Source organism: Sorangium sp. So ce363, assembly GCF_051520435.1.
GTDB lineage: Bacteria > Myxococcota_A > Polyangia > Polyangiales > Polyangiaceae > Sorangium > Sorangium cellulosum_B.
Map to the genome: position 1 here is coordinate 9,303,866 of NZ_CP150333.1, position 14,991 is coordinate 9,318,856.

A 14,991-nucleotide genomic window follows, 5' to 3' on the forward strand; every position below is an offset into this window, starting at 1 on the left:
GGCGCGCCCCGCCGCGATCACATGGCCGCGAGCAGGGCGGTGACGTCCTCGCAGGAGTGCTCCTCGACGGCCCGGCAGTTCGCCACGTCAGCCCACGGCCTCCAGCCGCACCCCTCGGCGTCCTCCTCGCACGCTGCTTCGACGTCCGGAGAGACAACCAGGTCGCAGATCTGATGCGGCGACGGCGCCTCCCACACGAGCGTCGGCCCGCACTCCATCCCTTCGCGCCCGCAGTGCCTCTCGCGGGTCTGCACCAGCGCGGTGCCGTCGCCCAGCACGAAGATCAGCGATTCGGTCTCGTCGATGTACGGGCCAGGCGTGAGCAGCGAGCTGAGGACGCCCGTGCCGCCTCCGGTCACCAGCTTGGCCGCGCACGGGAGCGCCTCTGGCGGGATCGGATAGGCGTGCATGGTGACCGGCTGACAGCTCGGCTCGAAGCCGCAAGCGAACAGATCGAGAGCCGGATCGGGCGCGTCCGCGCCGCCGCCCGACGTGGTGTCCGACGACTCCGGCCCGGGATCCGCGTCGTCGCCCCTGTCCGGCTCCGCCTCGGACTCGGCGCCGTCCGAGCCCTCGACGACGCGCGCGCAAGCGATGACGAAAGGAAGCTGCGCCGCTGCCAGCAGGAGCGCTCCCTGGATGATGCGATGTGCTCTCATGGTGTTGCCCTTTCTTAACGAGCCTGTGGAGGTTGTGCCAGGCATGGCGCACAGCAAGCGGCGCGCCACACCGTCCTCACGTCGCGGCGGCGCCGTTGCGCTCCGCGGCTTCCAGCCTCCATCCGCAGGCGGACAGCACCGGGGCGACGTCGCAACGCGAAGCGCCGCGAAATTGACGCGCCGCCCTCAGCGCTTGCCGATGACCCATGATGGCACAAACGAGCCATCGGACTCACCACCCGGCACACACTGACGCAACCCCCGTGCCTCGAAACTCTGTTGGAGCGCCCGAAAGCCTCCTCTTGTAATGGCGCTGTTCTCGAAGCAGTATCGCGGCGGAACGGGCCAGCCTGACTGTACCCCCTCTTGGTTTATTTGTAATGAGCCTTACTTATCCTTGTTCGCCTCGAGGCACGTGACTGACGCAGCATCTTGGCGTTTTGAAGGTCGTTGCGGCGTCGCTCTCGACGGTTGCAGATGCTCAGGGAAACATCGTTTACCAGGACAACGCCTTCTTCCCCATCGACGAGCGGAACTTCATAAGCACTGTCACTCATCACCGCTGCGGTAAGCCAAGAAACGCGCGCACCAGGCCACAGCCACCTCGACGCATGGCGGCATCCCCCCGTGCGCCACGATCACCAAAACGGATGCCGACCCGAAAAATCGAGGCGATTCGTGATCAGATCGGCTTGCTGCGGGAATTCTCCCGGGCCACACCAGCGAGGTGCAACCTGGGTCACACCCAGCCAGCTTGTGCAGAGAAGGCGTACTCTGCCTCCGAGCTTCATCTGTCAACAACTATCGACCACGGAACCCAGCCCGACCGCAGGCGACGCGGCGTGCAGCGAGGGGCCTTCCGCGCCGGACCGTGTCCGCGCGTCAAGGGCGCCTCGCTTCCACGCGCCTCCGGCGGCCCGAAGCGGGCGCGTCCTGTCCGGCGCGGCCGGTGCGGGTCGAGCCTGCGGGCCTCGGGACCGTCGGTGTGCATGTCACGCCGTGGTGATCACCGGGATCGCCACGGCGTGTTCGCTCGGAATAGCGCCTCGTGATCACGATCACGATCGCGCGGATCGCCGCAGGGATTTGGACGATTGCATAGGAGCGCCCGGCCTCAGCGCCGGAGGTCACGGCCCGTGTCCAGCGCGGGCGCGTCGACGACGCCGGTCAGCCGCATCAACGAGGGAAACACCGTTATGAGTTACGCACGCATGGTCATCAGGAAGGGTCGAATCGGATCCTCGCTACTCTGCTTGCTGCTCCCCATGTCGCTCGCTTCGTTGACCGCCTGCGGGTCGGATGGAGCGAAGGGCGATCCGGGAGAGCCGGGCGCGCCGGGCGCGCCCGGCGCGCCCGGAGAGCCGGGGCCCGAGGGCCCGCCCGGCGAGACGCCGGTGTCGCCGGTCGACCCGGTGACGGGCTCCCTGGAGAAGTACGTTTCAACCGAAGGTGGAGCGGATCGCTTCCCCCTCGCCGTGAGCGGCAAGGTCGCTCCGCTGGTCGTCAGCGAGAGCGATTATGCGGGCGTGAACCGCGTCGTGGACGACCTCGCGGCGGACATCCAGCGGGTGACCGGCACTGCCGCGGCCGTCAACCACGAGATCCCGGCGTCGGCGAAGGAAGTGGTCCTCGTCGGGACGGTGGGCAATAGCCCGATCATCGATCAGCTGGTGGCGGACGAGCGGCTCGACGTCTCCGGCTTGACGGGGAAGTGGGAGACGTTCGTCACGCAGATCGTCGAGCAGCCGGTGGAGGGCGTGGACCGTGCGCTCGTCATCGCCGGCAGCGACCAGCGCGGCACCATCTTCGGCGCGTACGACCTCTCCTCGCAGATCGGCGTGTCGCCCCTGTACTGGTGGGACGACGTCCCGGCCCAGAAGAAGCAGGCGCTGTTCGTGCTCCCCGGGCAGCACACCCAGGGCGAGCCGAAGGTGAAGTACCGCGGGTTCTTCATCAACGACGAGAACCCCGCGACGGGCAACTGGGCGGCCAAGATGTTCGGGCCGGGCAAGGCGGAGGGCTTCCCCGGAGGGCTCAACCACCTTTACTGGGAGAAGATCTTCGAGGTCGCGCTCCGCATGAAGGCGAACTACATCTGGCCGGCCGTCTGGGGCCGGGCGTTCGGCGAGGACGACCCGGAGAACCACGCGACGGCCACGCGGTACGGCGTCGTGATGGGGACCTCGCACGAGGCCCCGATGATGCAGGGTATCGAGGAGTGGAATCGCCACGTGATCCCGGAGGTGAAGGACGCGGCCGGCACCGTCACCAAGCCGAAGACCGATCCGTACGGCGGCACGGGCGACTGGCGCTTCTCGGTGAACTCCGAGGCGCTGAAGAAGCACTGGACCAAGGGCATCCAGCGGATGGTCGACGAGAAGATCGAGGGCGTCGTCACGCTCGGCATGCGCGGCCCCGGCGACGTCAGCCTGCCCCCGGACGACGGCATCCCGCTCATGCAGGAGATCGTCGCGTCCCAGCGGAAGATCCTCGAGGACGTGACGGGGCAGGACGTGACGACCATCCCCCAGGTCTGGACGCTGTACAAGGAGATCCAGGGTTACTGGGACGCCGGCATCACCGTGCCGGACGACGTCACGGTGGTCTATTGCGACGACAACTGGTCCAACATGAAGCGCCTGCCGGAGCTCGGCAAGGAGCGGGCCGGCGGCTTCGGCCTCTACTACCACTTCGATTACGTCGGCGGCGGCCGTAACTACAAGTGGGTCGACACGATCCTCCTGCCCAACGTCTGGGAGCAGCTCCACCTCGCCTACAACTACGGCGTGGACCGGCTCTGGGTCGTCAACGTCGGAGACTTCAAGAACGAGGAGCTCCCGCTCCAGTTCTTCCTCGACTACGCGTGGAACCCGGACCGCTGGCCGGTCGAGCGCATCGGCGACTGGGAGCGGCGGTGGACCGAGCAGCAGTTCGGCTCCGAGCACGCGGACATCATCGCCGACATCCTGCGCAGCTACGCGCTGCTGCAGTCGGATCGCAAGCCGGAGCTGACCAACCGGAAGATCACCGTCGATTACGATCTCATGGTCAGCGCGCCCACGACCGACGTCCCGGATCCCGACACGGCCGCGATCACGTACGACGACGGCGCGAGCCCGTTCAGCCTCACGAACTACCGCGAGCTCGAGAGCGTCACGGAGGAGTGGGAGGCGCTGGCCTCGCAGGCGGAGTTCGCGGCCAGGCTCCTGCCGGAGGAGGTGCAGGATGCCTACTTCCAGCTCGTGCTCTACCAGGTGAAGGCGACCGCCAACCTGTACGCGCTGCGCCTGGCAGGGTTCAAGAACAAGCTCTACGCGGCGCAGGGGCGCGCGGCCACGAACGACCTGGCGGCCATCGCTGAGGCGCGGCTCCAGGACGATCTGGCGCTCTCCTACTACTACAATCACGATCTCGCCGACGGGAAGTGGGAAGGCTTCCAGACGCAGCCTCACATCGGCTACGGCGCGCCGGGGAACCCGTCCTGGCAGCAGCCGGAGCACCAGTACAACAACATCCAGGAGTTCATCTGGCCTGAGCTCGTCTCGATCGAGGTCCCCGAAGCGGCGGAGCTCGGTGTGGCGATCGACGGATCGAGCAACTTCTGGACGGGCACCGGGGCAGGCGACGGGACAACCGCGACCCCCGTGCTGCCCGCGTTCAGCCGGTATCAGACGCAGCCCGAGCAGTACATCGAGGTGTTCAACCGCGGCAGCGAGCCGCTCGAGTACACGATCGACGTCGCTCTCCCGGTCGAGTGCCCCACCGGCTGGGCTGCGAACACGCCGTGCCCGCCGTGGCTGAACGTTTACCCGAGCCATGGTGTCGTCGACAAGGAGGTGCGCGCGACGGTGAGGGTGGACTGGGTCATGATCCCCACGAACCAGACGTTCCCGGTCGATGTCCCGATCACGGTCACGGGCTCGGACGGGAGCTCGGTGGTGGTCACGGCCCGCGTCGAGGACCCGCGGCAGGTCGCGTGGAAGCCGAACCGCTTCATCGAGGCGAACGGCTATGTCTCGATGGAAGCCGATCACTACAGCCGCGCGGTCAGCACGGATGACGTCGAGTGGAAGCTGCTCCCGGACATCGGGCGCACCGGGTCGGGTGTGACGCCGTTCCCTGTGACGGCCGAGGCCCAGGAGCCCGGCGGCGCGTCGCCTCGCCTCGAGTACGACATGCACCTCACGAGCAGCGGCCCGGTGAACGTGTATGTCTACGTGTCGCCGAGGAACAACTTCCAGAACTGGGCCGAGGGCCTGCAGTACGCCGTGTCGTTCGACGACGGTCCGATCCAGAAGGTCAACACGAGCCACGCCGTCGAGCTCAACGGCAACGGCAACAAGATCTGGGAGCGGCACACCTCGGACAACGCCAACATCATGCGCACCAAGCACACGATCGCCGCGGCGGGTGACCACACGCTGAAGGTGTGGATGGTCCATCCGGGCGTGATCGTCCAGAAGATCGTGGTGGACGCCGGTGGCGTGAAGGAGAGCCTCCTGGGCCCGCCCGAGAGCTACTGGATGGGCAAGGGGCCGGAGCAGCAGTAAACCATCGTCTGTGAGCAGTCCGAGGGCCCGCCGCGCACACGCTGTGCGGCGGGCCCTCGTCATTTCTGCGCCCGGGCGCCTACCAACAGCGGATCTTTCTACCGGCGGCGCCGCGATCGTGGACGCGCCCTCTTCGTGCGCCGTGATCGCGCGAATGGCCAATGGTAGGATCCTCGCCGGGATCAGGGATGCTGCGACAGACGCTGGGATGGATGGGTGTGGTGACGCTGCTTCCGGCGCTCGCCGCGTGCGGTGAGAGCTCGGGGGCCGGGGCGGCCGGCGGGGGCGGCGCCGGTCAGGCCACGTCGACGGGCGCCGAGGCGTCCACGGGGAGCGGAGCGGGCGGCGCGAGCGGCAGCACGAGCGGCAGCGGAGCCGGCGCGGGTGGAACGTCCGCGAGCACCGGCGGCGCGGGTGGAACGTCCGCGAGCGCCGGCGGCGCGGGCGGCGCGGGCACGGGCGGGAGCGGAGGCGACGGGACGCCGGGCGCGCCCCAGGGCTTCATCCTCGGCGCGGACATCTCGTGGGTGCAGGAGCGCGAGGCCGGAGGCAAGGTGTTCCGCGACATCGATCCGCGGACGGGGGAGCTCGTCGAGAAGGACATCCTCGAGATCTTGAAGGCGCACGGGTTCAACTGGATCCGCTTGCGCCTGTTCAACGACCCGACCGCGGTGTACGCCGACGCGGCCGTCGACGACGACCCCTACTCGCGCGAGGGCTTCTGCGATCTCGAGCACACGATCGAGATGGCGCGGCGCGTGAAGCGAGCGAACATGGGGTTCCTGCTCGACTTTCACTACAGCGACGTATGGGCCGACCCCGACGATCAACACAAGCCCGTCGCCTGGACCGATCTCGAGGGCGGCGCGCTGGCGAGCGCCATGCGCGAGTTCACGCGGGACGCGATCGAGCAGCTGAGCGCCGCCGGCGCGCGCCCGGACATGGTCCAGATCGGCAACGAGATCCCGCAGGGGCTGCTGTGGCCTGACGGCTTCGTCACCGGGCAGGCGTTCCAGGGGCTGGGCTCGCTCCTGAAGGCCGGGATCCAGGGCGTCAAGGACGCCGACGACACGATCACCGTCATGCTGCACCTCGACCGCTGCGACGACAACGCGGCGACGCGCTGGTGGGTCGACGGGGTGCTCGGGCAGGGCGTCGAGTTCGATGTGCTCGGCCAGTCCTGTTACACCGAGTACCAGGGGCCGCCCTCGGGGTGGAAGGCGAACTTCGATGATCTCGTGAAGCGCTATCCCGACCTGAAGTTCGTGGTGGCGGAGTACTCGTGGGAGAAGCGCGCGGCCAACGACCTGATGTTCAACATCCCGGACAAGCGCGGGCTCGGCACCTTCATCTGGGAGCCGACCGAGTGGCACGAGCGCATCTTCTCGCCGAACGGAGATGTCATCGAGAGCATGATCGCGCCTTATGATCAGATGAAGGTCGACTACCGGGACTTCTGAAGCGGGGAGCAGGTTCGTGGCGCTCCCGAGGGCCCCGTTTCACGATCACCGTGGCACGTATCCCCTGGCGCTGAGCCCGTCGCGATCCCAGGGCGCCCGCCCGTCGCACCAGCGGGCCACCGTGCGTGCGCTGAGCCCGAGCGCACGGCAGGCACGAGCTCCCGCAGGCTGTGGAGTGACGGCGGCGTCCTTCGACGCATGGGTTAAGTCGTTGATATAGCGTCGCTTTTTTCATGGGAGTGTGCCAGCTCGCAGCGACGAATGCGCTGCCGACCGGGGCAAGGTCCCGCAGTTGGGGCTTGACGTTTCGGAAGGCTTTGGATTTCCTTCTCTCTGCGTTGGTTCGTCGATTTCTCGTCGTTAGGCCAGAGCGCGCCGCCGACCCTGCTCCCACGGGAGGCGCCAGGGCCGGCACCGGGCGCCAGGACGAGAGCGGGAGGCGACGGCGGCGCAGCGGGTGAGCGGCTCCCGGCAGGGGGTCGCGAGGCGCTGTGTCTCCTTCAGCCATCAGGGGGAGCGCAGTTCTCGAGCACACGGCAGAACCAGCGTCGGGCGACGAAAGCGAGCGGGACGCAAATCAATGAACCGAAACAGTCAAGCGCACCTCGGTGACGACGCTTATCAGATCACGGAAACCGTGGCCGTATTGCCGCGCAGCATCTGGCGGCGCGCGCGCCGCGCGACCTCCGGCGCGAGCGTGCTGCTGCACTCGCTCCGGAACGAGGTCGCTCAGCCGCGCCGGGTCCTGGAGCTCGAGCTGCAGATGTGGCGTCGAATCGGCACGCTCGCGATCGACGGCGACGTGCGCGAGGTAGACGGCGAGCTTTCGCTCATCATGGAGGACTTCGGAGGCGCACCGCTCGAGATTCCCGCGAAGGGTCTGGAGGTCGGAACGTGCCTGGAGCTCGCGCTCGGCATGTCTCGCTTGCTGCATCGCTCGCACGAGCAGGGGCTGCTTCATGAGGACATGAGCCATGGCAGCTTTCTGGTCAATCTCGAGACTCGACGTGTCGAGTTTGCCGATCTCCTGGCAGTCTCCGAAGACGCGGCAGGCGGCGCCGCTTGCGAATCCGCGCCCTCACTCGCCCACATCGCGCCAGAGCGGACGGGCCGCCTCAACCGTCGCCCCGATCACCGAGCAGACTACTATTCTCTGGGCGTCACGCTCTTCCAAATGTTGACGGGCCAGCTGCCGTTCGCGGCGACCGACGCCATCGGCTGGGCTCACGCGCACGTGTCCAAGCGCGCTCCGCTCGTCACCGAGCTGTCGCCCGACATACCGCCGCTCCTCGCACAGCTCGTGTCCAAGCTGCTCGCGAAGAATCCTGACGAGCGCTACCAGAGTGATCACGGGCTGCTGAGCGACCTGACCACGCTCTGTGAGAGCTTCCGGCGAACGCAGACCCTCCCTGCCGTGGTCCTGGGGGAGAATGACGTTTCCAGTCAATTCATCGTCAGTCGAGACGTCCAAGGACGCGACGCCGAGCTGTCCGCGCTGGCAGGCGCCCTCCACGACGTGTGCTCCGGCAAGAGGCTGCTCGTGCTCATGCCAGGAGCCGCGGGCGCCGGAAAGTCCGCCGTACTCGCGGAGTTCCTGCAACAGCACAGCGGAGCGCCGGCGCGCCTCTTGTCGACGGCGTTCGAAGAGCGAGCTCAGGCAGTGCCGCTGTCTGGTTTGGCGCAGGTGCTACGACGCCTGGCAGGGGACCTGCTGTCGCTCTCCGAAGCCGAGCTGACGGAGCTGCGGCAGCGCGTGACCGCAGCTCTGGGGCACAACGCAGGCATCATGACCGAGCTGGTGCCGGCGCTCCACTGCGTCACCGGTCCCTCCACGTCCATCGTCGCGTTGAACCCCATCGAGGCGCGGCGCCGGTTGCAGCATGTCTTCCTCTCCTTCATCCGTATCTTCGCCACGCCGGAGCGTCCCCTCGCCTTCGTGCTCGACGATTCTCAGTGGCTCGACGCCGCCTCTGCCGAGGTGCTGTCTGCCATCCTGACGAATCCCGACTCGAGTCACGTGATGGTGCTGGCCGCGCTCCGCGGCGGTGATGTCAGTGACGCACCGACGCTCCTGAGCCTGCAGAGAACGTTGCACCGGGCGAAGGAGGTCGTGCTGACGTTGCCGCTCGGGCCGCTGTCCTCCGAGGCGGTCGCGGCGATCGTGGCTCGCTCGCTGCGCGCGCCTGTCGCTGAAGCCCGCGGGCTCGCGGAGATCGTGAGGCGCAAGACCGACGGTAACCCGTTCTTCATCGGTCAGCTGCTCGTTTCCTTGCATCGACAGGGCATCCTGCGCCTGGAGGTCGAGCGCGGCCGATGGTCCGCTGACTTGCAGCGCGCGGAGGCGCACCCCGCTTGCGACAATGTCGGCGCGTTGATGGCGGAGCGCCTCGAGAACCTCTGTCCCGAGGCGGCGAGGCTGCTGTCTGCCGCAGCGTGCTTCGGCATGCGTTTCGATCTGCAGACCCTGTCGGAGGCCGTGGACAGACCGCTCGCGGCCTGTCTCGAGCTCGTTCGCGAGGGGCTGTCCCATCGTCTCCTGTCCGAGGTCTCCGTCGAGGCTCGAGCGGAGCCGTCAGCGCCTGGCCGGAGCCACGAGCCTGCATCGTACGCCTTCGAACACTCGCGTGTGCAGCAGGCGGCGCTCTCACGCGCCAGCGACGCGGAGCGCGTCGCAGCTCATGGTCGCATCGGACGGATCCTGCGCGAGCGCCTGCGGGGCGATCGCGCGCCGAGTCGAATCTTCGAGGTGCTTCATCATCTGAACGCCGCTCGCCGCGCGATCCATGACCGAGAAGAGCGCCTCGACCTCGTGGAGCTCAACCTGACCGCGAGTCACCAGGCGCTTCAGAGCGGCGCGTGGAGCATCGCGGGAACCCACGCCGAGATCGCCGTCGAGCTGCTGGCCAGCTGCGAGGGCGAACGTTCGTCGGATCTGGCCTTTCGAGCGATCTTCGCGCGCGCCGAGACAGCGTTCGTGCTGGCTGACCCGCATGTCGAAGCGTTCTGCGAGGAGGCGTTCAGGCTCGCCCCCGACCGCCTGGCGCGCGGCCGAGTTCATGTCTTGAAGACCCGGATCCTCGAGCACGGCGGGCGAATGCTGGACGCCGTGGTCCAGGTGCGCGCGGCCCTGGCCGAGTTCGGCGTGCGCTTGCCGGAGGCGCCCGACGAGATCAACCAGGGCATCGGTGAGGGTATCGGCAAGCTGCAGGCGCACCTGGCGCGCGTGACGATCGAGGGCCTGCCGGCTCTTCCGACGGCAGAGGACGCAGGGGCGCGCTTGGTCCTCGAGTTGCTGGCGCAGGTGATTCCTCCGGCGTTTCAAACCTATCCGCCCTTGTTCTTCCTGGCGGAGCTCATCATGTTCGACCTGGCGCTATGCCGCGGCGTCGACGCGGTCTCGTGCAAGAACTTCGCTGACTGCGGCATCATCCTCCTCGCGATGCTGGGCGACTACGATGCCGCCTATCGCATCGGCCTGGCTGCCTTCGAGCTCTTGAAGCGCTTCTCGCCGACCCCGGTCGAATCGGGCGTGTGCTTCGTGTTCGTGGGCTTTCTTGCGCACTGGAAGGGGACTTACCGAGATCTGTTCGCGGTTTACGACCGAGGGGAGAAGAGCGGGCTCATGCTCGGCGACCTACAGCACGTCGCCTACGCCAAGAGCGATCGCGCCCAGCGCTCGTTCTTGGTCGGCGCGCGGCTGCGGGCCTGTCGCGAGCAGGTAGCGGAGCTGCGGCGGTATTTGACGCACATTTCGGCGGCAGGTCAGCTGGTCAATGCGCTGGTCGTCGAGCGAGCCGTCGCTCGATTGACGGCGCGCGAATCGGAGAAGCAGGCCGTCGCCGCGGCCGACCACGAGGCGACCGCCGTGGTGGTTGCCGAGAAGAGCACCCAGTACTGCTACGCCTACGGGCAAGCCCAGATGATGACGAGCTTCATCCTGGGCGACTTCGCTTCGGCGCGTCAGTGGACGGAGTTCACCCGGGAGTTCTTGATCATCGCGGCGGGGCAGTTCTCGCTTCCCGATTACAAGCTCTTCGAGGGGCTGCTGGCGGCGAGGGCGTGCCGCGAAGGAGGCCCGGAGGCGCGGGATGCCCTGCTCGCTGTCATCGAGGAGAACCTGAAGCAGCTCGAGGCTTGGTCCCGTCTGTGCTCGGAGAACTTCGCTCACAAGGCCCACTTCCTGGCCGCCGAGCACGCGCGCCTGACGGGGCAGCCGCTGCAAGCCGTGCTCGCCCGCTACCGCGACGCGATCAGAACGGCCGGAGACGGGTTCATCCATTTGCGGGCGCTCGTCCACGAGCACCAGGCTGAGATGTGGCTATCGCTGGACGAGCCCCTTCACGCCAGGACATGCCTGGAGACGGCTTACCGGCTCTACGCTGACTGGGGCGCCACGGCGAAGCTCGAATTGCTGGCGCGTGAGCACCCCGCTTTGCTCGCGGATGCCGCCAGAGGAGACATCGCGACGCCGCGCGGCGCGATGGCGGCCGGCCAGGGTTTCGACAGCGCGTCCCTGCTCAAGGCAACGCAGAGCATCTTCGTCGAGGTCGAGACCGAGCGGCTGTTCGCAGCGCTGATGGCCACGTTGATCGAGAACGCCGGGGCGGAGCACGGCTGCCTCGTCTTGCAAGACGACACCGATCGCACGTACTACGTGGAGGCGCGCGCCCACGTGGAGCGCCCGATCACGAGCCTTTCGCAGCGCGTGGAGTACTCGGAAGCCGAGTTTTTGTGCCCCACCGTCGTCAGCTACGTGCTGCGCACGGGAGAGGCCGTCACGCTGGACGACGCATCGAAGGCCGGCGCCTTCCAGGCGGACCCGCAGATTCGAAAGCGGAGCGTGCGTTCGGTGCTGTGCGCTCCCATCATGCGCAAGGGCGACGTCCTGGGCGCGCTGTACGTGGAGAACAACGTCAGCGCGTATGCTTTCACGCTCGATCGATTGGCTGCGTTGCAGGTGATTGCCAGCCAGGCGGCGATCTCGATCTACAACGCACAGCTCTACGAGAGCCTGGAGCGACGAGTGGCCCAGCGCACCGAGGAGCTGGCGCTCAAGAACCGTCAAATCGCTTCGATGCTCGACAATCTGGACGAGGGCGTCTTCACCATCGACCGGAACCGCCGCGTCGAACCGGGATACTCTCGACGATTGGCGGAGATCCTCGGCGGTGCAGAGCTGGTCGGTCGCGACTGCCTCGCGCTGCTGTTCGATGGCTCCAGCGTGCGACCGGACGCGTGGAGCGCGGCAGAGGCAGCGCTCAGCTGCGCCTTCGATCAAGAGCCGTGGCTGGCGGCGCTGAATACCCACCACCTGATCCGTGAAGTGGAGCGTACGGGTCCCGGCGGCAAACCCCAGTTCTTGGAGATCACTTGGAACTTCATCGAGTCGGAAGCAGGCCAGGTGGAGCGCCTGCTGGTCACGGTTCGCGACGTGACCTTGCTGCGTAGCTTGCGGCAAGCGGCGCGCAACAAGGAGCGCGAGGTCGACATCATCGTGCAGGCGCTCGATTGCGGCGTCGAGGCCACACGAGCGTTCTGCGTCAACTGTCGCGAGCTGCTAGCCGCAAATCGCGCGGCGCTCGGGCCGGACGTCGAGAGCTCCGAGCAGCTCTGTGATGCCGCCTTGCGCGACCTGCACACCCTGAAAGGCAACGCTCGCCTGCACGGCTTCACGCACCTGGTGGACTGCCTGCACTCTGCGGAGCACGCCTGCCAGGCGTTGCGCCGGGAGCCAGAGCAGCCCGTCGACAGGCGCGAACTGCTGGAACAATTGGACGCCGTCGAGCGAACGATCGCGGAATACGAGTCGGTTTGCCAGGAGAGGCTGACGGCCGTGATCAAGGGGCTGGATGAACGGAGCGAGGGTGTCCTTCACGACATCCGGGGCCTGGTCGCGACGGCCGCTTCCACCGACGCGGCCGAGGAGCTGGCGCGCAAGCTGCGTGGAGTCCTCGCGCGCCTCGACCCGACGTCGGTGGCGCGCGTGGTCGACGAGACGCGCGAGATGTTGCCGAGCTTGGCCGCGGAGCTCGGGAAGCCCGCGCCCGCGGTGCTCACGGAGCAGGCCGAGGCGCAGCTGGCCAGCGACTGGACGGGACTCGTGAAAGACATCCTGGTTCAGTGCTTTCGCAACTCCCTCTATCACGGCATCGAGAGGCCCGACGTGCGAGAGCTCGCCGGCAAGCCGGCGCAGGGCCGCATCGAGGTTCGCGTGCGGAGCGGACCGGGCGGGCTCGAGCTGCAGATCTTCGACGATGGCAGCGGACTTTCACTCGAGAAGCTGCGTCGGCGGGAGGGCGTTCATGCGCTGCCCGACGAAGCCCTGGCCGACCAGATCTTCCTGTCCGGCGTCTCGACCGCAGAGACGATCGGTCAAGTAGCCGGTCGAGGTGTCGGGCTCGACATCGTGCGCGCGAGCCTCCGGGCTCGCGGCGGTGACGCCCTGGTGCGCTTCACCGGGGAGGAGCGCGATGGCCACCGGCCGTTCATGCTGGTCCTCCTCATGCCGAAGAGCGCGCTCGCCTCCCGCTCCTGCGAGCCCCCGGTCGTTCGGCCCTCTTCCTCGCAGACCTCCTGACGCGCGCCTCGGCCGCCACGTCGACCCGCGGCGCCTCGGCGCCCTCGGTCACGGCGGCTCGCATCTGCATCTGTCGCGCGCGCCCGCGAGGGGTATGCTGGCGGGCGTCGTGGACTGGGATGACGTGCGCCATTTTCTCGCGCTCGCTCGAACGGGCTCCGTCCGCGCGGCGGGCTCGATGCTCGGCGTGAGCCACTCGACCGTGGCGCGGCGGGTCGAGGCCCTCGAGGCGCGGCTCTGCGTGAAGCTGTTCGACCGGCACCGCGACGGGTACCAGCTGACGGACGCGGGCAACGAGATGGTCTCGGGGGCGGAGCGCGTCGAGCGGGAGATGGCCGCGCTGGAGCGCGGCCTCGCCGGGCAAGACGCGCGGCTCGAGGGGCCCGTGCGGGTGACCTGCACCGACCCGTTCATCGCGAAGATCCTCCTCCGCGCCCTGGCCGGCCTCTGCGAGCAGCATCCCGGCATCGAGCTCGAGCTGGATGCCGACGCCAAGAACCTGGATCTGTCGAAGCGCGAGGCCGACGTCGCGGTGCGCGCGCTCTTGCCCGGCGCGTCCCCGCCGGAGCACCTGATCGGGCGGCGGCTCGCCCCCATCACCCTCTGCAACTACGTCGCGACCGCGCACGCTGCCCAGCTCGACCCCGAGCGCGGCGCGCGCCCCGCGCGCTGGCTCGGATCCAGCGTGCTCAGGATCGTCAAGGAGCTCGTCGCGTCGTCGAGCTATCCCGAGGTTCCCATCTGGGGCACGTTCGAGTCGATGGCGATCATGATGGAGGCCGCACACGCGGGCCTCGGCTTCGTGATGTTACCCACGTACGCCGGCGATCCGGAGCCCGGGCTGCAGCGCCTCGCCAGGCCGGACCTGCGCCACGTCGCCGATTTCTGGCTCCTCAGCCACCGCGATCTCCGGGACAACGCGCGCCTGCGGGCCGCGCGCGAGGGCATCACCGCGGCGATGACGGAGCGCGCGGCGCTGTTTCGCGGCGAGGCCGAGGGGTGGCGCGAAACTGCGCCCCTGCGTCACGAACTTGCACCGGGCGCGGACGCGCCGCGTGCGTAGATTCTTCGACCACGATGACCACCGACGCCAAGTTCTGGGACGACATCGCCGAGAAGTACGCCGCCAAGCCGGTGGAGAACGTCACCGCCTTCGAGCGCAAGAAGGCCATCACCCGCGAGCGCCTGCGCCCGGGCTCGACGGTCCTCGAGATCGGCTGCGGCACCGGCTCGCTCGCCCTGGAGATGTCGCCGTGCGCCGGCCACATCCACGCGATGGACGTCTCGGGCGAGATGATCCGCATCGCCAACCAGAAGAAGCAGGCCCGAGGCGCGACCAACGTCACCTTTCGCCAGGGCACGCTGGACGGACCTACTCCGTACGAGCCCGAACACTTCGACAGCGCCTGGGCTTACTCCATCCTCCACCTCGTCCCCGATCGGCGGCGCACCCTCAAGACGATCTTCGACCTCCTCAAGCCCGGCGGCTCGTTCATCTCGTCCAACGTCTGCCTCGGCGACACCTGGGTACCTTACGGCGCGATCATCACGGTGCTGCGCTGGTTCGGGAAGGCGCCGGTCGTCCACACCTACGATCGCGAGACGATCCTCCGCGAGATGCGCGAGGCAGGGTTCGTCGAGATCGAGGAGCGGGAGGTCGGTGGCGGGAGGATGGTTGCGTTCCTCGTGGCGAAGAAGCCGGGATAACGCGCAGCTCGCTGCGACCGACCCTCATGCGACCAGCC

6 protein-coding genes are annotated in these 14,991 nt (G+C 67.9%); 5 read left to right on the top strand and 1 reads right to left on the bottom strand.

Features of this window, described 5'->3' with window-relative positions; translation table 11 throughout:
* Positions 1-17: 17 nt before the first annotated feature.
* Complete coding sequence (locus WMF12_RS35030; protein WP_437852342.1) at positions 18-659, bottom strand: hypothetical protein; 642 nt, start codon at positions 657-659, stop codon at positions 18-20.
* 1,265 nt (positions 660-1,924) lie between these two features.
* On the opposite strand from WMF12_RS35030, the gene WMF12_RS35035 reads away from it, so the two are divergent.
* From WMF12_RS35035 to WMF12_RS35055, 5 genes are all read left to right on the top strand, one after another.
* A complete protein-coding gene (locus WMF12_RS35035; RefSeq protein ID WP_437852343.1) occupies positions 1,925-5,209 on the top strand; it encodes a glycosyl hydrolase 115 family protein in 3,285 nt (1,094 codons plus the stop codon).
* A 221-nt stretch (positions 5,210-5,430) separates the two neighbouring features.
* Positions 5,431-6,669 (top strand): glycosyl hydrolase 53 family protein, encoded by a 1,239-nt coding sequence (locus WMF12_RS35040; RefSeq protein WP_437852344.1) that lies wholly within the window; start codon positions 5,431-5,433, stop codon positions 6,667-6,669.
* Between the two features lie 580 nt (positions 6,670-7,249).
* The gene (locus tag WMF12_RS35045; protein WP_437852345.1) at positions 7,250-13,246 is read left to right on the top strand and encodes an AAA family ATPase; all 5,997 of its coding nucleotides are present in this window, start codon (positions 7,250-7,252) and stop codon (positions 13,244-13,246) included.
* Positions 13,247-13,355: 109 nt separating this feature from the next.
* On the top strand, positions 13,356-14,309 hold the full coding sequence (locus WMF12_RS35050; RefSeq protein ID WP_437852346.1) for a LysR family transcriptional regulator: 954 nt from the start codon (positions 13,356-13,358) through the stop codon (positions 14,307-14,309).
* Positions 14,310-14,323: 14 nt separating this feature from the next.
* Complete coding sequence (locus WMF12_RS35055) at positions 14,324-14,953, top strand: class I SAM-dependent methyltransferase (RefSeq protein WP_437852347.1); 630 nt, start codon at positions 14,324-14,326, stop codon at positions 14,951-14,953.
* The last annotated feature ends 38 nt before the right edge of the window (positions 14,954-14,991 follow it).

Excerpts from the sequence above, each read along its gene's own strand:
- WMF12_RS35030 (WP_437852342.1), bottom strand. The coding sequence starts at position 659 with ATGAGAGCACATCGCATCATCCAGGGAGCGCTCCTGCTGGCAGCGGCG.
- WMF12_RS35055 (WP_437852347.1), top strand. The coding sequence starts at position 14,324 with ATGACCACCGACGCCAAGTTCTGGGACGACATCGCCGAGAAGTACGCC.
- WMF12_RS35035 (WP_437852343.1), top strand. The coding sequence starts at position 1,925 with ATGTCGCTCGCTTCGTTGACCGCCTGCGGGTCGGATGGAGCGAAGGGC.
- WMF12_RS35045 (WP_437852345.1), top strand. The coding sequence starts at position 7,250 with ATGAACCGAAACAGTCAAGCGCACCTCGGTGACGACGCTTATCAGATC.